This is a genomic window from Flavobacterium sp. LB2P53, assembly GCF_003970305.1.
Classification (GTDB): Bacteria; Bacteroidota; Bacteroidia; order Flavobacteriales; family Flavobacteriaceae; genus Flavobacterium.
On the sequence record NZ_RYDG01000008.1, the window covers coordinates 71869 to 97375 of the forward strand.

The window sequence follows — 25507 nt, forward strand, 5'->3', positions numbered from 1 at the left end:
TTTAAGATTGAACGGTAATCATGGCATCTTTTTCAAAATTAGTGCTGACAAAATATACCGTTACTGCCAAGGATAAAAGGAGATAACCACCAATAATATAACTCGCAAAAGGAAAAAGTTGATTCATTCCAAACCAATCGCCAAAATAGAAAATTAGTCCAATTCCAAAAACAAAACGGATACTTTCCCAGAAGATGGAAATTTTGCGGGTATCCATTAATTCCGTGTAACTGTAAACGGTCAGGAAGATGAATGCGCCGTAAATAAATACATTTGGCAACCCTATCACCACGATAGAATTATACATATAACTAATAAGTAACAACGTTATAATTGCTTGAAATAAGGACCAGTACATTAGTTTTTTAGAATGTTGAACGCCGTATTTTTCAAAATCATATACATTGGTAATTTTGACAACGGGATATTTTTCTTCAAAATTTTCCGGACGCCAGCCTGTTGGTTTAAACCAAATGATAAACTTATCTTTCCAGTTTTCGGCGCGCCAAGCATCTGTAATCAATAGCCATAAATGCTGAAAATTTATCCGGATCGGATTCCAGGTTCTGGCTGGTCTTGTGATTCCAAAAACAGGTGGAACGCTTTCTAATTCCGCTTGAAAAGTACCAAACAATTTATCCCAAATGATGAATATTTGCGAATGGTTCTTGTCCATGTATTCTGGATTGATGGCATGATGCACCCTATGATGGGATGGTGAAACCAATATCCTTTCCAGAAAACCAATTTTCTTGATGTGCTTAGTATGGTACCAAAATTGAAGGAATAAATGAATTGGTAAGGTTATCGCAATCACTTTGGAGGGAACTCCTAAAAGTGCGGCTGGAATCAATAAAAAGGTAAACAGATTTACAAAACTGGAAACGGGCTGGCGTAGGGCACAGGCCAAATTGAATTCTTCACTGCTATGATGTATAGCATGTTTGTTCCATAAAAAGTTAATTTGATGCGACAAACGATGACTCCAATAGCCATAAAAATCAATAGCTATAAATCCAATAAAATAGGTTAAAAAGGTAGCTTCAAGATTGAATAAAGCTATTTTAGATACGATCCAATCGTAAGAAACCAGTGTGATACTAAGTCCTAAAACATCTTTTAGGGAGTTGACCATTCCAGAGCTCACGCTTGAAACAGCATCCATATTAGGTGCGGTATCTTCCCCTTTGTAATGCCCATAAATTTTTTCGATGCTAATTAATATCAAAAAAATGGGCATTACAAAAACTAAAATTTTACCATATTCTTCCATAAGAACACTTTTTTTATTCAAATATAGAATAAAAGAGAATGTTTTTTAATTATTCACAGTAATTTATTTGTCAAAGGGAATTTTTATTATTCTTAAATTATTTCTGCATTTAATCCTGCTTCTAATAATTGCGTGCATTGTGGTTTTAATTTGTCGTAAGGTCCTGTTTTTACAGTACATTTTCCGTTATAATGTACGATTAATGAACATTGTTCTGCTTGTTCCGGTGTGTGATTGCATACGCGAATTAAGGTGTCAATGACATGGTCAAATGTATTTACATCGTCATTGTAAACGATGATTTCGCTGTCCAGTCGGGTGGCTTCTTTGACTAGGACTCTTTCTCTTACTTTTTCTTTAGTACTCATTTTGTAGGTTTTTGTACTTTCGTAATTAATAAAAAAATAATACTAATTTACATATTTTAAAGATACCCAATTGTTTCTTTCAAATTTTTTAACATAAGTTAGTCCTTTTTCGGTACAAGAAGTGTCTATAAATGGAATGTCTTCCTGATAGAAACCGCTTAAAAGTAGCGTTCCATTAGGGTTTAAACTGTCTACATAACTCTGTATATCGTTCAACAAAATATTCCTATTGATGTTGGCTATAATCAAATCGTATTTTTTACCTTCTAATAAAGAGGCTTCCCCTTCGTAAACGGTAATGTGTTTGCAGTTATTACGTGCTGCATTTTCTATAGAATTCAAGTAACACCAATTGTCAATATCAATAGCATCAATTGGTTGCGCTCCTTTCATTTCGGCAAGAATTGCTAATATTGCTGTCCCACATCCCATATCGAGCGTTTTCATCCCGGTTACATCTATTTCTAATAAATGTTGAATCATCATGTGAGTGGTCTCATGGTGCCCTGTTCCAAAACTCATTTTTGGTTCAATTATAATATCAAATTCGGCATCTGTTTTTGGATGGAATGGTGCTCGTACATGACAGTTTCCGTCGACATCAATGGCTTCAAAATTCTTTTCCCATTCCTCATTCCAGTTGACTTGTTCGATTTCTTCAAATGTATAATCAATCGTAAATTCTTCGGATTGTAAAATATGGATATCCGCTAAGATGGTTTCATTCCATAAATCCTTTTGCACAAAAGCTGAAATCCCGGTTTCAGTTTCTGTAAAACTCTCAAAAGCTCTTTCTCCCAATTCCGCGATTAAGATTTCAGACCCCAATTCTTTAGGTTCAATAGTAAAATGGTACGCTATATAAATATTTGACATGCTTGTTTTTTTTGCAAAGGTAACAATCGCATATTAAAGAGTATTTGTAAATCAAATTTTATTTTACATTTGTACCCAAAACACAGTAGTACACCATGAAAAAAATAATTTTATTTTGGATCTTTGTAAGTTGCATTTCCAGCAATGCGCAGGTGAATATCAAGCAAAGCAAACAAGATAATGACTTAAGATTATCGGCGCTTCCGTACTATAGTTTTGGTAAAGGAATTGGAATCACTTCTCCGGATAGTTTATACCAATTGAATATTCGGTTCCGAATGCAAAATAGGGTGACTTATATTGAAAATGAAGATGAAAAAAGGGGATATGACGGACAAATCCGAAGATTACGTTTGCGATTTGACGGATATGTGGGAAATCCAAAATTTTTATATGCAGTTCAATTGTCATTTGCTCCGGGCGATGTTGGTGAAATTAGAGAAGGTGAGAACATAAATATTATCAGAGATGCAGTTGTTTTTTACAGACCTAATAGACACTGGAATATCAGTTTTGGACAAACAAAATTACCAGGAAATCGCCAACGTGTGAATTCTTCAGGCGGATTACAGTTAACGGACCGATCGATTAACAATGCCAGATTTACAATTGACAGGGATTTTGGTTTTCAAGTTCACAATATGAATGAATTTCGGGATAAATTTTCCTATAATTTCAAAACAGCTATTTCAACAGGAGAAGGTCGAAATATCACGGGGAATACAGATGAAGGTGTTGCCTTAACAGGGAAGGTAGAGTTGTTACCGTTTGGGGCATTTTCAAGAGACGGAACCTATTTTGAAGGGGATATTGTAAGAGAAAAAAAGCCGAAATTAATGCTTTCGGGTGCTTTTCAGCAAAATAATCATGCCAAAAGAACCCAAGGTCAATTAGGAAATGATTTATTTGAAGCTCGCACTATGAAATCAGTGATGCTTGATGTTTTGATTAAATACAACGGATGGGCCGCTATGTCAAGTTATATGTCCAGAATTACTCCAAGAAATGCAGTTACAATAAATCCGGATGATATTTCACAATCTAATTTTGCTTACGTTGGTAACGGATTTGATCATCAATTGAGTTATAATTTGTTATCAAATTATGAGATTATCGGACGGTATTCTACTCAAAAAGTGGGCGAGGACATTAAGCTTTTAGCACCAAACACAAAACAGTATACCATTGGTTTGACGAAATATATTTGGGAACACACTTTTAAATTGCAAACGGAATTGACTTTTGATACCCTACATTATTTTGACGGTAATACAAAGAACAACTGGCACCTGCGTTTTCAGGTTGAAATAGGAATATAAAAAAAACGGTAAAATGAATCACCGCTTTTTTATGACGTTTAAAATTGAAATTTAGATAGCCTTTACAATTGCTACAAAATCATCAGCTTTTAGTGCGGCACCCCCAATGAGGCCTCCATCTACATCTGGTTTTGAGAAAATTTCTTTAGCATTATCCGGTTTCACGCTTCCTCCATATAGGATAGATACGTTTTCAGCAATATCGCTTCCAAAAGCTTTACGAACGGTTTCTCTTATAAATTCATGCATTTCCTGTGCTTGCTCCGGAGAAGCTGTTTCTCCTGTTCCTATTGCCCAAACTGGCTCATAGGCTAAAACGATACTGTCCCAGTCTTTAGCCTCAATATGAAATAAACCATCTCGCAATTGGTTTTCAACTACATTAAAATGATTTTTTGATTGGCGGTCTTTTAATTCTTCACCAAAACAAAAAATAACTCTTATGTCATGTTCCAAAGCCGTATTTACTTTATTCGCAATTAAAGCATCTGTTTCCTGAAAAATGGCTCTGCGTTCGGAGTGTCCTAAAATGACAATGTCTACACCTACACTTTTTAACATATCTGCCGAAATTTCACCCGTGAAAGCACCGCTTTCTGCTTGATGAACGTTTTGTGCAGCAACATCTATATTGGTAAATTCTAAATGATCTACAGCAGAAGCCAGGTTTACAAATGTTGGCGCTACAATTATTTGCACAGCAGTATCTGTAGGGATTTTTGCTATTAATTCATTTAATAAATCTTCTGTTTGCTCTGCATTTTTATGCATTTTCCAGTTTCCTGCAACAATCTTCTTTCTCATTTTGTCGTGTTATATTTAGTTTTTGGTTTCGTTTTTTGAAGTTTTTCAAATGATAAGAACTGCATCTCAAATGGTGTTTGAATGCTTTATTTTAAATTTTCTAAAGTCTCGTTAATCGTGTCAAAATCAGTTTCAATAGCGCGGTATAAAGCAATTTTTCCGGTTTTGTCCACAATGATATATCTTGGAATCCAATCTAGGTCAATGGCTTTTGCAAATACACCTCCCATTTGGTCATTTGCCATGAAATGATCTCCTTTCAATTCGTGTTTTTCAATTCCAACTTTCCATTTATCGGCAGTTTTGTCCATTGAAATAAATAAATAAGCAACATCAGGATTGTTCACTTGTAATTCTTTGATTTTTGGCATTGCTTTGACACAATCCCCACACCAAGAAGCCCAAACTTCAATTACTATGGTTTTGCCTTCGTGTTTTTTTAAAACATCCTGAAAAGCAACCTGACTTCCGTCAGTGGCTAGTAGGGTTTCAGACAAAGCCGTTTTAGAAAATTCAGTTTTTCCCTCTTTTGCGCAAGAAAAGGTTACAATAGATATTAGAAGTAATAGTATTTGTTTCATTATAGAGTTGTTTTTTAAACAAAGTTAAAACAAACAATTGGATTGAGTTGTGCAGAATACCATATTTTGAAAGCGGAATTCAAAAATGCTTCAGCAATATCGTTATAGTTGATGAGATTTAGACAACATCAAACCTGTTGTTACTTTGGAAATGCTATTTCTTGTCAAAATACAGTGATTATCCCAGTCTTATTTTGGGATCTAAATATGCATATACAAAATCCATTGAATATAACTTCCTTCATCGAAATTATGTACTTCTTATAGGCTTCCGGGCATATTAAACTGCGTTTATTTTTGTAATACAAATCCAAAGAGCCTGGCAAATAGGATTGCACTGAAAAAGGAAGGAATGCTCATCCCTAAAGTACTGATTAAAGCAATTAGGCGATCGATCCAGGTATCTTTGTATAAGGCAGAAATAATACCAAAAACAATTCCAAAAACAATAGCGATACCTATGGCAAATATGGCTAATACGGCTGTGCTTGGCAATGTATGTCCAATAATTTGAGAAATTTTTTTTCCGCTTTTTTGAAAACTTTCTCTTAAATAGGGGGTTTTCAAAACCAATTCATTTGTACCAATTCCCAAAAGGGGTACCACATTGTATTTTCCCTCGCTCAGAAAAGTATAATCGGATTGGGTATCACTGTGCAAAGAAATAGGCAACAGGTCATTCAGATAATACAAGTATTGAGTAGCAATAGGTTTATCAAAACCATATTTCTTTTTTACAATGGCCAGTTGTTCTGAATTTTCATTTTGATCCAGCATCATGCGTGCAGGATCCCCAGGCAAAACAGTAAACAAAAATAATATCACTGTAAACACTCCAAAAAGAGTAAGCAGTGCAGATCCAATTTTACTAAGAAAACATTTTAACATAAATGCTTTTAATGGGTAAAAATAATTAGCGGTTAAAGTTCTGTAATACCGTAAATCAGAACCGTCCTATTCTTATAATCTTAAGTCTTTGACGTCGTTATGATGAAGTTTTTGTGTGATTGTTCCTTTCTCGAGCAATACAATACTTGGATTGGCTCTTTCAATTGTTTTTAATGTGATTGCATCACAAAAATAAAAGTCAAATGTCAATCCATATTGTTTTTTTGCTGCAGCGATCTCTTCCGGTAAGGAAGATGTCATTCCAATTACCTTATATCCTTTTGTTTTTGCATCTAAATACAGTTTTTCCATTTTGCCCATTCCCGCTTTATCGGCATTCACTAAATTATAGGCTACAATCAACATCAATTTTGGCTCTCGCAAGAACTGATCTTTATAATCCGAACCGTCTTTTTCCATCGTGAAGTCATGAATAGGAGGAACATATCCTTCTGTGATGACTTTGTCTTTTCGGTCTACAAATACGGCGCCTTCAGGAATCGACATTAGGTCTTTTTCGGTAAATTCTTTGTCTACACCATTCACTTTGTATATAAACACCATTTCTACCACTGATTTATCAGCGCCATCAGGGATTTGCATTCCTTGTTGAATATTATTTCCTACCTTGAATGGTCTAAAATCTATTAATGGCAAATGGTTTAAAACGATAACGCCCATAAAGGCTGATAAAACGATACTGGCATAAATAATTATGTTTTGAACGGTAGTTCTAAATAAGGGTTGGATTAATTTTTTGTTAAAGAACAATACCAGAATAAAGAACAACAACACAATATCCTTTGTAAACGATTGCCATGGTGTTAGTTTTAGCGCATCGCCAAAACAGCCACAATCTTTTACTACATTGAAATAAGCGGAATAAAAAGTTAGGAAGGTAAACATTACAATCAAAACCAATAAACTCCAAACCGTGACTTTAGTCTTGTATCCAATGAGTAACATAATCCCCAAAACCACTTCAAGAATCACTAAAAACAGGGCGATTCCCAGTGCAAACGGAACAAAAAAGGGCATGTTGAATACGGGTTCACTGAAATACTCTGCCAATTTATAAGAAAAACCAACAGGGTCATTCAGTTTGATTAATCCGGAGATTATGAATAGGATTCCCACGAAAATTCTAGAAAATTGAGTAATTATATTTTTCATATGAAGATAATATTTGTTTTTTAATGGAATACGGTATCGCCATTCTGGATTACAGTTTGTGATTTTGGAATCCCAGTGATTTCATGTTTAGTTATTGCTTTTTATTATTTATTTCCAAAACCCATTAGAATCAAGGCAAAAACCGAATAATTTATCATGTCCTGATAATTAGCATCGATTCCTTCAGAAACTAATGTTTTTCCTTTGTTGTCTTCAATTTGTTTGACACGAAGTAATTTTTGCAAAATTAAATCTGTTAGTGAACTCACACGCATTTCGCGCCAAGCTTCCCCATAATCATGATTTTTGTCTTCCATTAATTCCTTGGTTAGTTTGATTTTGGCATCGTATAATTTGGTTGCCTTTTCCACACTTAAATCAGGCTGATCTGCAACGCCTAATTCCAATTGAATCAACGCCATGAGAGCATAATTGATGATCCCAATGAATTCACCCGTTTCATCTTCATCAATTTTGCGGATTTCATTTTCTTGTAAACTTCGGATTCTTTGGGCCTTAATATAGATTTGATCCGTTAATGAAGGCAGTCTCAAAATGCGCCAAGCACATCCGTAATCTTTCATTTTGTTGATATACAGTGCCCGACAAGTCGCAATCACAGCATCATATTCCTTTGAAGTATTCTTCATTATTGGTGTATATTTGTATTCAAATTTTTTCAAAAATAAGAATAATTTTTTTGAATGCAGAATGAAGGGTAAATAATGTTGAAAGTAGTAGTTTTAAAACTAAAAAAGAATGACAATTAATTGTAAAGGAATACTCATTGATCTATCAACTCCCAAAGTAATGGGAATTTTGAATGTGACACCCAACTCTTTTTTTGATGGAGGAAAGTATAAGAATGAAACCGAAATCCTTTCTCATACTGAAAAAATGCTGCTTGATGGCGCAACTTTTATAGATGTAGGTACTTATTCGAGCAAACCAAATGCAGAATTCGTTTCGGAACAAGATGAAATTTCCAGAATTGTTCCTGTTATTGATTTGATTCTAAAGCAGTTTCCAGAAACAATAATCTCTATTGATACCTTTAGAAGCGAAGTAGCAAAAGCATCGATTGAAAGTGGTGCGGCTATCATCAATGATATTGCAGCCGGAAATCTAGACGACAAAATGCTGGAGATAATTGCAAAATACAATGTTCCGTATATTATGATGCACATGCGAGGCAATCCGCAAACGATGCAAACACTTACGGATTACGATGATATTGTAAAAGAAATGGTGTTCTATTTTTCTGAAAAAGTAGCTATGGCCAGAAGTTTTGGAATCAATGATTTAATTATCGATCCGGGCTTTGGCTTTGCCAAAACAATAGCACAAAATTATGAAGTTTTTCAAAAAATGGACTTGTTTAACATCTTGAAATTACCACTTCTTGTGGGAGTTTCCAGAAAATCCATGATTTATAAAACCCTAGATACTTCAATCGAAAATGCATTAAATGGAACTACAGTTTTAAATACTTTGGCATTGACCAAAGGCGCAAAAATCCTTCGTGTTCACGATGTAAAAGAAGCTGTGGAATGCGTTACATTATTCAATAAAATCAATTTATAACGATGAAATATTTTATGTTGATTGTTCTTTTTACTCTTTTTTCCTGTGGAAATAAAGAAGCGGTTTTATTGCCAAAATCAAATATTTCAATTGTCAAAGTGGTAGAGGATCTTTCGCCAATCTATATTTTTTTTAGAACAAAAGACTTGGATACGCTGGCTGAAGTAAACCGTAAAAACAGTATTATTTAGACCAATTGGATTCTCAATGTAGACAAACGTTAACCGTTACGACTTGCAATTCCGGATATTATGAGGTTGCAGCAAAAAAGCGTGAAGAAAAAGCACACAAGAATGAAAAAGCCGAGAATTATTATTCATATGCTAATACAATCGGAAAAAATTTAGTTTTTATACCTTTTACCAATGTGTTTTATAAACTGGAAAAACCAATTGGAACCATCATATTTTCAATAAGAATAATGAGATTTTAATTGAGAATCAAGTTTTCAAAAAAGAAAAGCTTCAAGATTTAATTAATACTGTTTTACCCAAAGACGTTGCAACTACTTTTTTATTTAGGTTTGATGAAAATTTAAGCTTTGGAAGTTATATACAAAACAAAATTTTTATTGAAAGTTTAAAAGTACAAATGAAAAGTAATCAAGAATTTATTTACTAAACTTTAAACTTTAAAAAAAGAACACTTCAAACGAAATAATTACTGATGATGATACGGTTCGTTTTTCAAGATCGTGAATCCACGATACAATTGTTCGATAAAGAACAACCGAACCATCTGATGCGAAAAAGTCATTAAAGACAACGATATTTTTCCTTGTGCTTTAGCATAAACCGTATCCGAAAACCCATAAGGACCGCCAATAACAAAAACTAAAGTCTTTACTCCGGAATTCATTTTCTTTTGTAATTCTTCTGAGAAGCCAACGCTGGAAAAATTTTTCCCGTTTTCATCCAACAAAATAAGTTGGTCCGTTGGTGTGATTTTTGCTAAAATTAATTCGCCTTCCTTCTCTTTTTGTTGACTTTCCGATAAGTTTTTTACGTTCTTGATATCAGGAATAATATCTAAATCGAATTTAATGTAAAAAGACAAACGCTTGGTGTAATCGTCGATCAAGGATTGTAGCGCTTTGTTATCAGTTTTACCGATAGCAATCAATTTGATGTTCATTTTTGTTAGATTTCAGAGATGCAAAGATAGAAAAATTAGCAGTTTTAAATTACATTCTCTTTAATGGAAATTAATAATCTGATTTTTAAATTTATAAAATTACGAAAGCTAAGATGCTATTTATTTTACCTCAATGCGATCAATTAGCAATTGAAATGACTCTTCTTTCTTATTGCCTATCAGGAAAGCATTTTCCTCTAATTTAGAACCGTCAATGATTAGGCTGATCTAATTTTCGTCCTCTGAAAGCTGGATACAACTGGGTGAATGGAATTTCAATTGTTTGCCAATCAGTGGTAGTTTGAAAAGGGAATACACACGAATGTGGGTCTGTACGATTTATCTTCACTCTAAATTGGTATTGTTTGCCGTCTCCTTTAATGTGGATGCAATATGTTTAGCAGGTTTTAGATACATTGGTTCAAAAACATATTTCACAGCACAAAATCCGCCATTGTTTTCTAATGAAACAGTACCTTCAAAGGTTCCCTTTCCATTTGAGTTCTAAATAAGATGTACTTTTGGATATTCCTCCCATCACAGCATCATTTACAATTTTCCAATTGCTTAGATCGCTATTTAAATTAAAATCAAAAATTAGTACAGGTGTCATTGTTGGTTGGTATTGTAACATCTTTTCGCTGAACAAATTACTATCACGCGGTAGGATTCAAAAACTAAAACGGGCCTAAACACTTGGGGATTTGCGCCCATTTTTTATTTTTGAGGAGCATTCAAATTCCTATTTAGGCAACGGAGCACCCACAGCAATATCACAGCGGTGATTGGTTTGTCCGTGTGGCGGATTCATTCCTTCAGCCGTAGGAGTTCCCTGGTCTTGCGTTGTTGCAGTTGAGACTGTATTAGCCTGAACAGGCGCGTTTTGTTGTGGCGTAGCAGAAGCATTTGTAGCAGCCGGGGAGTTCAAAGGAGCACCAACGGCTATATCACATCGGTGACCAGGTTGACCATGAGCTGGATTTGCGCCAGTGGCAACAGCAGTAGGATCCGTATTTTGTTGTTGCTGAGTGGTAGTTTGCGATTGGTTCTGCATTTGTCTGCCAACTTCAGTAAAAGGAACGATATTTGTCGGAGTAGTATTTTGTATGTCTACTTCCTTTTTACAAGAAATAAAAAGTAGTGACGATACAAAAAGCAGGCTAAAATAAGATTTCATAAAATAGTGATTTAGTTACTAAATCCAAATATAGGATTTTAAATAGTACTGCCCTAAATAAACAATTGATTTATGGGTTTAAATAGCTAGAGCGCCTAAAGTCAATGTGTAAAGCTGTAATTGCGTATGGTAACTGTGTTGTTTTCTACAATTAGATCTTTAATATGTCTAGTTTTTTTCTTGATAAAATAGATTCATTTGTTTCTTTATCCAAAGAAGCCAACTCTCAAATTTTCAAATCCACAAAATATATGCTACTTTAGCATTCCATAAATTTTCTATAAAATGATTAGCGAAGCACAATTCAATAACGAGTTACAAATACTAATACAAAACGCCATTAGGGAGGATGTGGGCCCTGGAGATTATAGCTCTTTGGCTTGTATTCCGGCATCGGCCACAGGAAAAGCAAAATTATTGGTAAAAGAAGACGGTATTATTGCAGGCGTGGCTTTTGCCAAAATGATTTTTGAGTATGTAGACCCTAATTTACAAATAGAGACTTTTATTAAGGACGGAACTTCAGTAAAAAAAGGAGATGTTGTTTTTCATGTTTCGGGAAGTTCACAATCTATTTTAAAATCAGAACGTGTAGTTTTGAATTCAATGCAAAGAATGTCAGCTATAGCAACTAAAACCAAAGAATACGTTCGTTTAGTAACAGGGCTAAATACAAAAATTCTCGATACCCGCAAAACAACACCGGGATTCAGGGCCTGTGAGAAATGGGCAGTCAAAATTGGTGGCGGTGAAAACCACCGGTATGCTTTGTATGATATGATAATGCTCAAGGACAATCATAATGATTTTGCAGGCGGAATTACCTTGGCCATTGCCAAAACCAAAGCCTACCTCAAGGAAAATAATCTGGATCTTAAAATCATTGTCGAAGCCAGAAGTTTAGCTGAAATAAAAGAAATTCTCGAAAGTGAAGGAATATCCCGGATTTTGATTGATAATTTTAATTATGAGGATACGATAAAAGCAGTAGCTTTGATTGGGGATAAATGCCGGACTGAATCTTCCGGAAATATAAATGAAAATACCATTCGCAAGTATGCAGAATGTGGAGTAGATTATATTTCGTCAGGTTCCTTGACGCATTCCGTTTACAACATGGATTTGAGTTTAAAAGCAATATGAGTAAAGAGATAGAGGTTAAGCTCGAAAAAATCCCGATAATTCGCAATCTGGTTCATGTGCTAAAAAAGATCAAGCTTCCTTGGCTAGAAGGCTTGTCCTTATACGATTTGTTAGAACTTTACGGACTTGGGATTGTGGAGAGTGCGGTAACCTATCATGCCAGTGCAATTGCATTTAGTTTTTTCATGGCCTTATTTCCTTTTGCGCTGTTCATCTTAAATCTTATTCCTTACATACCTATTGAAGGTTTTCAGAATGATTTTCTTCAATTTGTAAAGGATGGAGTTCCGCCCAATACCTATGATGCTATTTATAAAATCATCAATGATATTCTTAATAACAGCCACTCAGGATTAGTTTCCTATGGGTTTTTGCTCTCCATTTTATTAATGGCAAATGGATTAAATGGAATTCTGGGAGGTTTTGAATCTTCCCGACACGTCCTGATCAAACGAGGGTTTATCCGTCAGTATTTAGTCGCATTAGGAATGTCATTATTGCTGTCTTTACTTTTAATTGTAACGGTTGCAATAATTGTTGTTTTTGAGGTATTTATACAGAAAACAGTATTTAGCGATCAGCTGCAACTAATTATTTTAGGACGCTATGCATTCGTGATTTTGATGATTTTAGCTACTACTTCTATACTTTTTAAGTTTGGAACTAAGTATTATAAAAACAGAGCTTTTATCTCTATTGGCTCTGTATTTACAACAATATTGATTCTGCTGGATTCATACGGTTTTGGAATTTGGGTCACAAAATTTTCACAATACAATGAATTATATGGCTCAATAGGAACATTATTGGTTTTGATGTTTTATATTTGGATCAACTGCATGATATTACTGTTGGGTTTTGAATTGAATGCCACAGTAAATAAACTGAAAGCAAAAAAAATATAATTTTTAAACCAAAATAGTCTCAAAATCAAGGGTTATTTCCTGCTATTCGTTTCTTGCCATGACAGGATTTTCAAGGCTATCAGGGCTCTAAAAAGAAAAAGATGAAAAATACAATTACAATTCTGGTATTATTTATTTCGATGGCCTTTTATGGACAAACGCATAGCGTTATCGGAAAATGGAAAACCATTGATGACGAAACAGGCAAAGCCAAATCAATAGTCGAAATCTACGAACGTTCCGGTAAAATTTACGGAAAAATCGTTGACATATTAGATACCGAAAAGAAAAAAAGTGTATGTACAGCATGTTCCGGTGATGAAAAAAATAAGCCTATTATGGGGCTTGTGATTATCAAAGGCCTTACTAAAGATGGTAAAGAATACAATTCAGGAAAAATTTTGGATCCAACTACGGGGAAGCTCTACAAATGTTCTTTGGTTTTGAATGGTACTGATAAACTGAACGTTCGAGGATATATTGGTGTGGCCTTATTTGGAAGAACACAAACTTGGAACAGAGTAAAATAAGTGTGAAATTAGGAGTTATGGGTTCAAAGTAAAAATTCAACACATCACTCAAATTGATAACTCATAATTGATTATAAATGTATTTTGCAGAAGTAATTTTACCTCTTTCCTTAGCTAAAACATTCACGTATAGCGTTTCCGAAACGGAGTTTTTATACATCAAAAAAGGAATGCGGGTAGCTGTTCCTTTTGGGAAAAGTAAAATTTTTACGGCTTTAGTTATTGAAACTCATCAAAACAAACCAGAGTTGTATGATGCGAAGGAAATCCATCAAATTCTGGATGAAAAGCCCATCGTAACTGAAATCCAGATTGCACATTGGCAGTGGATCGCTTCCTATTATATGTGTGCCATTGGAGATGTGTATCGTGGTGCCATGCCAAGTGCTCTTTTGCTGGAAAGCGAAACCCTGATTTCTCAAAAAACGAATTTATTTGTGGATACCAATCTTCTTTCGGATGATGAGTTCCTGGTTTACGAAGCTTTGCAACAGCAGAATTCGCTAAAAATTCAAGATATTATTGCTATTTTAAACAAGAAAAATATCTTTCCTGTTATTCAAAAACTAGTTGATAAGAACATCTTGGTGCTTCAGGAAGAAATACAGGAAAGCTACAAACCTAAATTAGTTCGCTACGTGCGGCTGCACCCTAAATACGAATCCAATCAAGGCTTAAGCGAATTACTTGAGACGCTGAAAAATGCCAACAAACAAAAGGAAATCGTAATGCACTATTTTCAATTGAGCGCAACGCAAAAGTCCCAAGGCGAGGCCGAAAGGAACGGAGCTAAACCCATTACCGTAAAAAAATTAGTTGAGCAAGCTAATTCTTCTTCGGCAATTGTTAAAGCTTTAATCGAGAAAGAAATATTCGAAGATTATTTTTTGCAGGAAGACAGAGTACATTTCAACGGAAAAATTCGTGATGAAGAATTACAGTTGAGTCAGGCGCAACAAGCTGCTTTCGAAGAAATTAAAGATCGTTTTATTCTAAAAGAAGTCTGTTTATTACACGGAGTAACATCCAGTGGAAAAACGGAAATTTACATCAAACTCATCGAAGAATATTTGGCAACGGGAAAACAAATCCTGTATTTACTGCCTGAAATTGCCTTGACGACTCAATTAGTAGGTCGATTAAGAAGTTATTTTGGAAATAAAGTAGCGGTTTTTCATTCGAAATATAACAATAATGAACGGATTGAGGTGTGGAATCAAGTTTTGCAAAATTCTGAGAAAGCGCAAGTGGTAATTGGAGCGAGGTCCGCTTTGTTTTTGCCTTTTCATAATTTAGGGTTCATAATTGTAGATGAAGAACACGAGCAAACCTTCAAGCAGGCAGATCCGGCTCCGCGGTATCACGCCCGGGATGCGGCTATAGTTTTAGCACATTCCCACAAGGCAAAAGTGCTTTTGGGTTCGGCTACGCCAAGTATAGAAACGTATTTTAATGCCAAATCAGATAAATTTGGTCTGGTCGAAATTTCGGAACGTTTCGGGAATGTCAGGATGCCCAATATTGAATTGGTGGATTTGAAAGACAAATACTTTCGAAAAAAAATGACAGGACATTTTAGTGACGTTTTAATTGAAGAAATTACAAACGCGTTGTCTTTAGGAGAGCAAGTGATTTTGTTTCAAAACCGCAGAGGATATTCTCCTGTAATTGAATGTATCACTTGCGGTCATGTACCTCAATGCCAACAGTGCGACGTAAGTTTGACCTATCACAAGCATAAAAACCAGTTGCGTTGTCATTATTGTGGATACACCATGGCTAAACCTACACATTGTCACGAATGTTCTAGTGTTGATTTGACTACAAAAGGCTTTGGAACCGAACAAATTGAACAAGAATTACTGTCTATTTTTCCAAATTCAAAAATAGGGAGAATGGATCAGGATACGACCCGAGGAAAATTTGGTTTCGAAAAAATCATTGATAGTTTTAAGAACAGAGAAATGGACATATTAGTAGGAACCCAAATGCTGGCCAAAGGGTTGGATTTTGACAACGTGAGTTTAGTGGGAATCATGAATGCGGACAATATGTTGTATCATCCTGATTTTAGAGCTTTTGAGAGAAGTTTTCAGATGATGACTCAAGTTGCCGGTAGAGCAGGACGTTCTCAAAAACAAGGGAAAGTGATCATACAAACCTACAATCCCAATCACAATACAATACAACAAGTGACTAAGAACGATTATTTTGGAATGTATAACGAACAATTGTATGACCGACAAATTTATAAATATCCACCGTATTTCAGGCTTATAAAACTAACGCTAAAACAACGTGATTTTGATAAGTTAAAGGAAGGTGCTATGTGGCTGTATCAAGTGATAAGTCAAAACTTAAATATGCCAGTATTGGGTCCGGAAGAACCAGCTATCAGCAGGATTAGAAACGAATACATTCGTATGATTATTATCAAAATACCTCAAAATGTGTCTATTGGGAACACAAAAAAAACGATTCAGAAAATGCTAAATAGTTTTGAGGCTGTTGCTCAGTTCAGAGCTATAAAAGTAACTTCAAATGTAGATTTTTATTGATAAATGGAAATTAAGAAAAGGAAAGGGCTCGTACTAAATCTTCTTTTTTGTGTCGGCTTAAAGGAATTTTTGTCATCCCAATTTCGGCATATTTGCTATTGAAGCGCTCTACTTTATCGATATTAATAATATAGGACTTATGAACTCTGATAAATTTATCTTTTGACAGATCATTTTCAAAAGATTTCATTGTAGAGAGTACCAGATTAGTGTCCTCTTCAGTAACGACTCTGACATAATCTCCAAAGGCTTCAATCCATTTTATTTTAGAAGTGAAAATTTTCAATTTTTTCAAATTACTTTTAATGAAAATATGCTCGCCTTCATTTTCTTTATTTTCTTTTTTAAGTAAATGAAAATCAATAGCTCTTTTTACAGAGGCGTTAAATCGATCAATTGCGATTGGTTTTTGAAGGTAGTCTGTTGCGTCATAATCAAACGCTTTCATGGCGTATTCTGCCTTGGAAGTAATGAAAATAATTTGGGGTTTTACTTTTAAGCCATCTAGAAAATCAAAACCACTGATGACAGGCATTTCTATGTCTAGAAATATTAAGTCTACATTGTGAATAGCCATGCAACTTTTTGCTTCTATAGCGTTAGAAAAATCCCCTATTAGGTGTAAATTTTGATTATTATTAACTAACTTTGCAATAATTATCCTCTGGATAGAACTATCATCAACTACAACACAGTTTAGTTTCATAAAATTTCAGTATTAGATATGGTTGAGTAAATTTACTACTTTTTTATTTAGAAATAAAAATAATATCATCGATTTTTTTAAATTTAGAGCAAAAAAACGAAATAAGGTTTGTGAGATAAGAAATATTGATTACTTTTGCACCCAAATAACAAATAAATATATATTTATGAATCATTATGAAACTGTTTTCATTTTAAATCCCGTTTTATCTGAAGTTCAGGTAAAGGAAACAGTAAGCAAATTTGAAGATTTTCTTACTAGTAGAGGAGCAGAAATGGTGTCGAAAGAAGACTGGGGCCTTAAAAAAATGGCGTACGAAATTCAAAACAAAAAAAGTGGTTTTTACCATTTATTCGAATTCAAAGTAGCAGGAGAAGTCCTTATTGCTTTTGAAACTGAATTTAGACGTGATGAAAGAGTAATGCGTTTCTTGACTGTAAGTCTTGACAAACACGCTATTTCTTGGGCTGAAAGAAGAAGAACTAAATTAAAATCTACAAAAGCTTAATTATCATGGCTACACTACAACAATCGGCTTCAGGAAAAAAAGACGGAGATATCAGATATCTTACGCCTTTAAATATAGAAACAAACAAAACTAAAAAGTATTGTCGTTTCAAAAAATCAGGTATCAAATATATTGATTATAAAGATGCTGATTTCTTATTGAAATTTGTTAATGAGCAAGGAAAAATACTTCCTCGTCGTTTAACAGGAACTTCATTGAAGTACCAAAGAAAAGTGTCTGTTGCTGTAAAAAGAGCACGTCACTTAGCATTAATGCCATATGTGGCTGATTTACTAAAATAATAAAAAATTAACAGTTGTTGGTTTTCTGAAATACGAAACCTAACTTCTATATAAAAGGACAACAACATGGAACTTATTTTAAGACAAGACGTTCAAAATTTAGGATTTAAAGATGATATCGTTTCTGTAAAAAACGGATACGGACGTAATTTTCTAATTCCACAAGGACACGCTCATTTAGCAACATCTTCTGCAAAGAAAGTATTAGCTGAAAACCTAAAACAAAGAGCTCATAAAGAAGCTAAAGTAGTTAATGATGCAAAAACATTGGCTGAAGCATTGAAAGCTATCGAAATTAAAATCTTTGCAAAAGCAGGTGGTGAAAAATTATTCGGTTCAATCACGAATATTGATATCGCTGAAGCTTTAGCTAAAGGTGGACAACAAATTGATAGAAAATTCATCACAAGCGGAATTGTTAAACGTACTGGTAAATATACTGCCAACGTTCGTTTGCACAGAGATGTAATAGTTGAATTGGATTATGAAATTGTTGCTGAAAAAGCATAAATTTGTTAACATATTGTTAATAAATCATTAAAATCACTCTTAGGAGTGATTTTTTTTTGTTTATTTTTGCACCCAAAATAACACATTTACACAAATGAAAAAAATCATTACTTTATTATTAATTTTATGTAGTTTCAGTGCTGTCATTGGGCAAACTACAACTTCTAGCATCAAAGGGATTGTGCGAGGTTCAGGCAATGAGACGCTTCCTGGAGCGACGGTTCAGGCAATACATATTCCAACAGGTTCTAAGTATTCTGCGTTATCTAATGCGGATGGAAGAATCAGTATGTTGAATATGAGAATTGGTGGTCCTTACAAAATTGTCGTATCCTATGTAGGATATAGAAGTGAAGAATATAATGATGTTTACCTTGATTTAGGTAAAGTATTCAGTTTAGATGTTGTCTTGAAAGATGAAAGTCAGAAATTAGCGGAAGTAAAAGTAGTTGGTTCTAAAAATAGAGTTTTTCAAAGTGGAAGAACTGGTGCAGAAACCACTATCGGTAGAAGAGAATTATCAGCGCTGCCTTCAATTTCTAGATCAGCTGATGATTTTACCCGTTTAGAACCAACAGCAAGTGGAGGCTCTTTTGGAGGTAGAAACGATCAATACAATAGTTACTCGCTTAATGGTGCAGTTTTTAATAATCCTTTTGGATTAGATGCAGCAACTCCGGGTGGACAAACTGGCTCTCAGCCTATTTCATTGGATGCAATCGAACAAATTCAAGTTGCCACTGCTCCTTATGATGTTACATTATCTGGTTTTACTGGAGCTTCTGTAAATGCAGTCACTAAATCAGGGTCAAATGAATTCCATGGTACTGCCTATAGTTTTTATAGAAATCAGGATATGACAGGTAATAAAATTAAAGGAGAAAAAATATTTGTGCCCTCATTAGAGCAAACACAAACCGGTTTTAGTCTTGGTGGTCCAATTGTTAAAAACAAATTGTTTTTCTTTACCAATTTTGAAATTGATAAAAGAAGCGATTCAGGATCAAATTTTGTTGCTAATGATGGAAATGGAACTACTGGAGTGAATGAATCCAGAGTATTAGAAACTGATTTAATGCATGTATCTACTGAGTTAGGAAAGCTAGGTTATAATACGGGAGCTTATCAAGGATTTACACATAATTCTAATTCAAGTAAAGGAATTGTAAAGTTGGATTGGAATATTAATGACAACCATAAACTAGCTGTTATTTATAATTTTTTAGATGCTTCAAAAGATAAGCCTGCACATCCTACCGCTATTATTCGTAGAGGAATTGATGTAAATACGTTACAATTTGAAAATTCAGGGTACCAAATTAACAACCAAATTAGCTCTTTTTTAGTAGAATTAAATTCTAAATTTAGTGAGACGGTTTCTAATAAATTACAAGCAGGTTATACTCATTTTAATGATTTTAGAAATCCTTTTTCTACTCCTGCGCCTGTAATTACAATTACTAAAGATGGTTCGCCTTACATTATAGCAGGTCATGAGCCTTTCTCTATCAATAATAAATTAGATCAAAAAGTAATTCAAATTACTGATAATTTAAATATTGTCAGAGGAAATCATACCTATACAGTAGGCTTCTCATTCGAAAAGTTCATTTTCAAAAATTCATTTAACCTAAAAGGGTATGGTTTTGATGTTTTTGGAAGTACAAATATGGCAGGTTTTGATGCGAATATTGCAAATGGTTATTACAGCACTGCAATAAAAAACGCACAAACAACTTTTGATACAAAAAATGCATTGAAAGACGGTGTTGATGGGGGTTGGAATTTAGCTGAAACGACAGTAGGACAATTAGCTTTTTACGTTCAGGATGAATGGAATATCAGTGATAATTTCAAATTAATCTATGGATTAAGAGCTGATAAACCATTGTATTTCAATACATCTGAATTAGCTCAAAAATTTATTGACACAGATAATTCAGAAGGATATTTGCCAAATATTGATTATTACAACCCAGCTGATGGAAGTATAAAGAATTTTGATTCAACTAAATTACCTAATAATAATTTACTTTGGTCGCCAAGAGTTGGCTTCAATTGGGATATTAATGGAGATAAAAAACAACAGTTACGCGGAGGTACTGGAATCTTTACCGGTAAGCTTCCTTTTGTATGGATTGGAAATCAAGTAGGTGGTATAGACCCATTTTTCTATCAAGTAGTAGACGAAGATTTTAAATTTCCACAGGTTTGGAGAACGAGTTTAGGATTTGATCACAAATTCGAAAATGATTATATTGTAACCATAGACATGTCTTATAATAAAGATTTAAATGGGGTTCATATACAAAATTGGGGATTAAAAAGACCAACAAGTCAATTGACAGGTGTTGATAATAGAGCAATATACGGTAGTGCGGATTATGGTACTTGGACAGATTATGGTTTTCCGGCGAGAACTAATGGATATGTATTGACGAATACCAATAAAGGAAGTGCATTCAACTCTTCTATCAAAGTACAAAAGACTTTTGACAATGGATTGTTCGCAAGTTTAGCTTACAACTATTTGAAGTCACAGGATGTTAATTCTATTGAAGCAGAAATTACGGGTGATGCTTTTGCTTTTAATCCGGCTTTGGGGAATGTGAATGATGCGGTTTTATCTGATTCTAAGTATGGCGATACGCACCGTTTTATAGGCGTAGCTTCAAAAAAATGGAAGTACGGTACTAATGACAAATGGGCCACTACTGTATCGACTTTCTTTGAATACGCACAAGGAGGCCGTTTTAATTATACGTATGGTGGAGATATTAACAATGATGGGGCAACTGGAAATGATTTAATTTATATACCAACTTCAGCCGAAATAAGTACTATGCTATTTACAGGAGGAGTTAGTCAAGGTGCCGCATTTGATGCCTTTATCAAGCAGGATAACTATTTGAGTGATAGAAGAGGTCAGTACGCAGCGCGTTATGGTGCGCTGTCTCCATGGAGAGGAAAATGGGATTTTAAAATAATGCAAGATTATAATTTTAAAATTTCTTCAGCTTCTAATAAAACGAATACCATTCAATTTAGTATTGATGTACTGAACTTGGGTAATTTTATTAATTCGGATTGGGGATTGGTTCAAGTACCAACAAGTGTACAGCCAATTGGAGTATCTGTTGATAAAACTACAAAAATACCAACCTATACTTTTAACGGTACTCAAACCAAAACCTTCAACTATGATGCAAGTTTATTATCAAGATGGCAGGCACAGTTTGGAATTAGATATATTTTCTAAAAAAAGATAAAAATATAGATTAAATTTGCCCTCTCGTTTGAGAGGGCTTTTTTTGTTTTATAAATTCAAAAAACAGCTAAAAAACAAAAGTTAAATATTAAAACGCAATAATGAAATACTCAAGATTAACAAAAGAACAATTTGAGGAATTGAATCAGGAATTCAGTACTTTTTTAGCAACGCAGACTATCGATAAAGCCGAGTGGGATAAAATAAAAGCAGAAAAACCGGAAGTTGCCGAACAAGAATTAGATGTGTTTTCTGATTTGGTTTGGGAAGGAGTACTTTCAAAAGCAACCTACTTAGAACATTTTTCTAAAAATCATATTTTCCTTTTTCATTGTTTTGATACTCATGTGCAATCAATTGTCTTGAAATCTTTAGTTCCAGAAACTGATTTCTTGACCAAACAAGGATTGCAATGGCTTAGCGATAATATGTTTACGGATACTATTGAAATGAAAGTGGGTAAAAAAGAGTTTACAGAAGAACGAAATTCTTCAATTTTTGAATTAATACAGCAAGGTTCGTTTTTGAGTGATGGTCTATTGTACCAACAAATAAATACTATTATAGCATCGTAATTGTATTGCTATTTATTTTTAATTGGTTATTTTAGTACACTTTTTCAAAACTAAAATGGCCAATTTATTTTCTATGGATATTCAGAATACAATTCAAAAATTAAGGGAGGAATTAAATCAGCACAACTATAATTATTATGTGTTAGATAATGCAATAATTTCTGATTATGACTTTGATTTGAAATTAAAAAAACTACAAGAACTTGAAGGCCAGTATCCGGAATATTTTGATGAGAATTCACCTTCGCAACGAGTTGGGGGAACAATAACAAAAAACTTCCAAACCGTTCCGCATGAATATAGAATGTATTCTTTGGATAATTCCTATTCCAAAGAAGAATTAATCGATTGGGAAAAACGTGTTCAGAAGGTTTTAGGAGATGTTCCATTAGAATATACCTGTGAATTAAAATATGATGGAGCTTCTATCAGTATTACTTATGAAAACGGAAAATTAAAACGCGCCGTTACTCGTGGCGATGGTTTTCAAGGGGATGATGTGACTAATAATATTAAAACCATAAAATCAATTCCGCTTAAGTTGAAAGGAAATTTCCCTGCTACATTTGACGTTCGCGGTGAAATCATTTTGCCTTTTGCCGGTTTCGAAAAAATGAATCAGGAACTAATAGAAATTGGAGAAACTCCCTATTCAAATCCTCGAAATACGGCTTCAGGAAGTCTAAAATTGCAAGATAGTGCTGAAGTGGCAAAACGACCTTTGGATTGTTTGTTGTATTTTTTAATTGGCAATAATTTGCCTTTTAAATCGCAATTTGAAGGATTAGAAACGGCAAGAAATTGGGGTTTTAAAGCACCCAAAGAAGCAAAACTGGCTCATAATCTAGAAGAAGTTTTTGAATTCATTAATCATTGGGACACTCATAGACATACTCTTCCTTATGAAACGGATGGCGTAGTAGTTAAAATAAATTCTTTTCATTATCAAGAGGAACTGGGTTTTACTGCTAAATCGCCTCGTTGGGCCATCGCTTATAAATTCAAATCAGAACAAGTTTCAACAAAATTAAATTCTATTTCGTATCAGGTAGGACGCACTGGTTCTATAACTCCCGTGGCTAACCTTGAACCCGTTCAATTAGCTGGAACCATTGTAAAAAGGGCTTCTTTACACAATGCAGATCAAATAGAAAAGCTAGATATTCGTGAAGGAGATACTGTTTTTGTAGAAAAAGGAGGAGAGATTATTCCCAAAATTATAGCAGTCGATTTAACAAAACGATCCGATGTCTCGGAGCCTACAAAATACATTAGCCATTGCCCGGAATGCAATACAAAATTAGTGAGAAGTGAAGGTGAAGCCAATCATTATTGTCCAAATTTTTATGGTTGCCCACCGCAGATCATTGGAAGAATTCAGCATTTTATTTCTAGAAAAGCCATGGATATTGAAGGTCTTGGCGGAGAAACGATAGCTTTACTTTTTAATAATGGATTAGTGCATAATTATGCCGATTTGTATGAATTGACGGTAGATCAGATTTTACCATTGGAGCGAATGGCACAAAAATCGGCTGAAAATTTAGTGAATGGTGTTGCTAATTCGAAAAATATTCCTTTCGAACGCGTTTTGTTCGCACTTGGAATTCGCTTTGTAGGAGAAACAGTAGCGAAGAAATTGGCTAAACATTATAAAAACATTGATACCTTGGGTCAGGCGACTTTGATGGATTTGATTTTAGTGGATGAAATTGGAGACCGAATTGCACAAAGCGTAATTGATTTTTTCGAAAATCAAGAAAATAGAAGTATCATTGAGAGAATAAAAAAACATGGTGTACAATTTGAAATTTTTGAAAAAATAAATCCAAATGCTACCGAAAAACTTTCGGGCAAAACGTTTGTTGTTTCAGGAGTATTTGAGAAATTTTCCAGAGACGATTTGAAAAAAGCAATTGAAGATAATGGAGGAAAAGTGGGAAGTTCCATTTCGGCAAAAACGGATTATGTTATAGCTGGCGATAATATGGGACCCGCTAAATTAGACAAAGCCAATAAATTAAATGTTTCAATAATTTCGGAAGATGATTTTATCACTTTAATTCATAGTTCTACTACAGAGACTGATTAAAAATATATTTTTTTGCATGAATATTAATTGTCTGTTTTTTGATGTATTGTTTGAAATTCTTGTAAAGGTGTTTTTACACAGTAATGTTCTATGTTATTAAATAATTGGTCTTATTTATAGCACGCTAATCTGTTTTTATAAATTTGGAATTAATGCCCAAAGTTTAAATCCGGACTTAAAAATAAACAATGAATAGAATAACGGTTGGTTTTGTTCAAAAAATAATTGGTATAAAATGGTTTAATTTCATCGAAAAAATCGATTACAGTTACACTATGATCGATTTTCCTTCAAAAGCTTTTGCTTTATTGTTATCCAAATAAAAATCAATTCTACCCAGATTTATACCATAGCAACCTACCTGATTTACTAAAACTTCTTTGCCTACAAGATTTTTTATAACCGTTGGTTTGTCCAGAAAAGTATGGGTATGTCCACCAATAATCAAATCTATATCCTGAGTCAGCTCGGCCAATTTTAAATCAGATATTTTGGCAGGTTCGTCTCTGTATTTATACCCTAAATGAGACAAACAAATTATGATATCACATTGCTGTTCTTTCTTTAAAATCCGAACCATATCTTGAGCCGTTTCAATCGGATCATTGTACACCGTTTCCTTATACATTGCCTTGTCTACTAAGCCAGCAAGCTCTATCCCGAGTCCAAAAACACCTACTTTTATTCCGTTTTTGTTGAATATTTTATAGGGTTTTACAAAACCATCCATCACCGTGTTTTTAAAATCATAATTGGCAGATAGGAACTCAAATTTAGCGTGTGGCATTTGCGCATGCAAACCTTCTACACCATTGTCAAAATCATGATTCCCTATTGCAGAAGCGTCGTACTCCATCATGCTCATCAATTTGAATTCTAATTCACCTCCGTAATAATTAAAATAAGGGGTTCCCTGAAAAATATCGCCTGCATCCAGCAATAATACATTTGGATTTTCTTTCCGAATCGTTTCAATCAAAGCGGCTCTTCGGGCCACACCGCCCATATTAGCATTTCTGGGATGATCTGCTGGGAAAGGATCAATATAACTGTGTACATCATTGGTGTGTAAAATTGTTAGTTGTTTGGTTTTAGACCACTCAAAACTGCTCAAGGATACACCTAAACCTAATAAAGCTGATCCAGCAGCTGTTTTCTCAATAAATTCTCTTCTTTTCATTTTATATTTTTTTGGAGCTATTTCCCGCTTTTCGTTGCAATCTTTTTTATCGT

24 protein-coding genes and 2 pseudogenes are annotated in these 25507 nt (G+C 34.2%); 13 read left to right on the top strand and 13 right to left on the bottom strand.

All coding sequences use genetic code 11. The features are described 5' to 3' along the window. Position 1: 1 nt before the first annotated feature. The 3 genes from EKL95_RS10895 to prmA all read right to left on the bottom strand — a co-directional run bounded on the left by EKL95_RS10895 (position 2) and on the right by prmA (position 2517). Positions 2-1273 (bottom strand): sterol desaturase family protein, encoded by a 1272-nt coding sequence (locus EKL95_RS10895; RefSeq protein WP_126562431.1) that lies wholly within the window; start codon positions 1271-1273, stop codon positions 2-4. Between the two features lie 92 nt (positions 1274-1365). Then, positions 1366-1641 (bottom strand): ATP-dependent Clp protease adaptor ClpS, encoded by a 276-nt coding sequence (locus EKL95_RS10900; RefSeq protein WP_126564218.1) that lies wholly within the window; start codon positions 1639-1641, stop codon positions 1366-1368. Positions 1642-1683: 42 nt separating this feature from the next. After that, positions 1684-2517, bottom strand: a complete 834-nt coding sequence (prmA, locus tag EKL95_RS10905; RefSeq protein ID WP_126564219.1) for a 50S ribosomal protein L11 methyltransferase — start codon at positions 2515-2517, stop codon at positions 1684-1686. Positions 2518-2612: 95 nt separating this feature from the next. On the opposite strand from prmA, the gene EKL95_RS10910 reads away from it, so the two are divergent. After that, complete coding sequence (locus tag EKL95_RS10910) at positions 2613-3836, top strand: porin (protein WP_126562428.1); 1224 nt, start codon at positions 2613-2615, stop codon at positions 3834-3836. 51 nt (positions 3837-3887) lie between these two features. Here the strand turns inward: EKL95_RS10910 and tpiA are convergent, their stop codons facing one another. From tpiA to EKL95_RS10935, 5 genes and pseudogenes are all read right to left on the bottom strand, one after another. Continuing rightward, positions 3888-4640 (bottom strand): triose-phosphate isomerase, encoded by a 753-nt coding sequence (tpiA, locus tag EKL95_RS10915; protein ID WP_126462964.1) that lies wholly within the window; start codon positions 4638-4640, stop codon positions 3888-3890. 86 nt (positions 4641-4726) lie between these two features. Further along, positions 4727-5221, bottom strand: a complete 495-nt coding sequence (locus EKL95_RS10920) for a TlpA family protein disulfide reductase (protein WP_126553605.1) — start codon at positions 5219-5221, stop codon at positions 4727-4729. A 264-nt stretch (positions 5222-5485) separates the two neighbouring features. Continuing rightward, a pseudogene (locus EKL95_RS10925) lies at positions 5486-6109 on the bottom strand (ABC transporter permease); the annotation flags it as partial. A gap of 72 nt (positions 6110-6181) precedes the next feature. Then, the gene (locus EKL95_RS10930) at positions 6182-7282 is read right to left on the bottom strand and encodes a BT_3928 family protein (RefSeq protein WP_126553607.1); all 1101 of its coding nucleotides are present in this window, start codon (positions 7280-7282) and stop codon (positions 6182-6184) included. Positions 7283-7386: 104 nt separating this feature from the next. Further along, complete coding sequence (locus EKL95_RS10935; protein ID WP_126553609.1) at positions 7387-7932, bottom strand: DUF1599 domain-containing protein; 546 nt, start codon at positions 7930-7932, stop codon at positions 7387-7389. A gap of 109 nt (positions 7933-8041) precedes the next feature. Here EKL95_RS10935 and folP point away from each other — a divergent pair, with 109 nt between their 5' ends. Together folP and EKL95_RS15065 are read left to right on the top strand one after the other, a co-directional pair. Beyond that, complete coding sequence (gene folP / locus EKL95_RS10940; RefSeq protein ID WP_126564220.1) at positions 8042-8866, top strand: dihydropteroate synthase; 825 nt, start codon at positions 8042-8044, stop codon at positions 8864-8866. 2 nt (positions 8867-8868) lie between these two features. Next, positions 8869-9057 carry a hypothetical protein gene (locus EKL95_RS15065; RefSeq protein WP_199736827.1) on the top strand — a complete coding sequence of 63 codons (189 nt, stop codon included), beginning with the start codon at positions 8869-8871 and terminating at the stop codon, positions 9055-9057. Positions 9058-9526: 469 nt separating this feature from the next. Here the strand turns inward: EKL95_RS15065 and rlmH are convergent, their stop codons facing one another. The 3 genes and pseudogenes from rlmH to EKL95_RS10960 form a co-directional block, all read right to left on the bottom strand. Then, positions 9527-10000, bottom strand: coding sequence for a 23S rRNA (pseudouridine(1915)-N(3))-methyltransferase RlmH (rlmH, locus tag EKL95_RS10950; protein WP_126462955.1), 474 nt, complete (start codon positions 9998-10000; stop codon positions 9527-9529). A gap of 211 nt (positions 10001-10211) precedes the next feature. Then, positions 10212-10634 (bottom strand): annotated as a pseudogene (locus tag EKL95_RS15465) (CIA30 family protein). Positions 10635-10742: 108 nt separating this feature from the next. Continuing rightward, the gene (locus EKL95_RS10960; protein ID WP_126553613.1) at positions 10743-11177 is read right to left on the bottom strand and encodes a hypothetical protein; all 435 of its coding nucleotides are present in this window, start codon (positions 11175-11177) and stop codon (positions 10743-10745) included. Positions 11178-11462: 285 nt separating this feature from the next. Between EKL95_RS10960 and nadC the strand changes: the two genes are divergently transcribed. The 4 genes from nadC (at position 11463) to priA (ending at position 16313) form a co-directional block, all read left to right on the top strand. Further along, entirely contained in the window at positions 11463-12320 is an 858-nt protein-coding gene (gene nadC, locus EKL95_RS10965) for a carboxylating nicotinate-nucleotide diphosphorylase (RefSeq protein ID WP_126564221.1), read from the top strand. After that, positions 12317-13225, top strand: a complete 909-nt coding sequence (locus EKL95_RS10970; RefSeq protein ID WP_126462949.1) for a YihY/virulence factor BrkB family protein — start codon at positions 12317-12319, stop codon at positions 13223-13225. Before nadC ends, EKL95_RS10970 begins: the two co-directional genes overlap by 4 nt. A gap of 101 nt (positions 13226-13326) precedes the next feature. Further along, positions 13327-13755, top strand: a complete 429-nt coding sequence (locus tag EKL95_RS10975; RefSeq protein WP_126553617.1) for a DUF2147 domain-containing protein — start codon at positions 13327-13329, stop codon at positions 13753-13755. A gap of 77 nt (positions 13756-13832) precedes the next feature. Further along, the gene (gene priA, locus EKL95_RS10980) at positions 13833-16313 is read left to right on the top strand and encodes a primosomal protein N' (protein WP_126562413.1); all 2481 of its coding nucleotides are present in this window, start codon (positions 13833-13835) and stop codon (positions 16311-16313) included. Positions 16314-16323: 10 nt separating this feature from the next. Here the strand turns inward: priA and EKL95_RS10985 are convergent, their stop codons facing one another. Next, positions 16324-17019: a LytR/AlgR family response regulator transcription factor gene (locus EKL95_RS10985; protein ID WP_126553621.1), complete on the bottom strand. Its 696-nt coding sequence runs from the start codon at positions 17017-17019 to the stop codon at positions 16324-16326. A gap of 166 nt (positions 17020-17185) precedes the next feature. Here EKL95_RS10985 and rpsF point away from each other — a divergent pair, with 166 nt between their 5' ends. The 6 genes from rpsF (at position 17186) to ligA (ending at position 24274) form a co-directional block, all read left to right on the top strand. Beyond that, on the top strand, positions 17186-17527 hold the full coding sequence (rpsF, locus tag EKL95_RS10990) for a 30S ribosomal protein S6 (protein WP_035671622.1): 342 nt from the start codon (positions 17186-17188) through the stop codon (positions 17525-17527). A gap of 5 nt (positions 17528-17532) precedes the next feature. After that, on the top strand, positions 17533-17829 hold the full coding sequence (rpsR, locus tag EKL95_RS10995; RefSeq protein ID WP_007138295.1) for a 30S ribosomal protein S18: 297 nt from the start codon (positions 17533-17535) through the stop codon (positions 17827-17829). A 66-nt stretch (positions 17830-17895) separates the two neighbouring features. After that, positions 17896-18339: a 50S ribosomal protein L9 gene (rplI, locus tag EKL95_RS11000; protein ID WP_126462941.1), complete on the top strand. Its 444-nt coding sequence runs from the start codon at positions 17896-17898 to the stop codon at positions 18337-18339. 94 nt (positions 18340-18433) lie between these two features. Continuing rightward, a complete protein-coding gene (locus tag EKL95_RS11005; RefSeq protein ID WP_126564222.1) occupies positions 18434-21598 on the top strand; it encodes a carboxypeptidase regulatory-like domain-containing protein in 3165 nt (1054 codons plus the stop codon). Positions 21599-21708: 110 nt separating this feature from the next. Then, on the top strand, positions 21709-22182 hold the full coding sequence (locus tag EKL95_RS11010) for a DUF6495 family protein (protein WP_126452452.1): 474 nt from the start codon (positions 21709-21711) through the stop codon (positions 22180-22182). Positions 22183-22255: 73 nt separating this feature from the next. After that, a complete protein-coding gene (gene ligA, locus EKL95_RS11015) occupies positions 22256-24274 on the top strand; it encodes an NAD-dependent DNA ligase LigA (RefSeq protein ID WP_126564259.1) in 2019 nt (672 codons plus the stop codon). Between the two features lie 268 nt (positions 24275-24542). Here the strand turns inward: ligA and EKL95_RS11020 are convergent, their stop codons facing one another. Then, a complete protein-coding gene (locus EKL95_RS11020; RefSeq protein ID WP_126462937.1) occupies positions 24543-25454 on the bottom strand; it encodes a bifunctional metallophosphatase/5'-nucleotidase in 912 nt (303 codons plus the stop codon). Between the last annotated feature and the right edge of the window lie 53 nt (positions 25455-25507).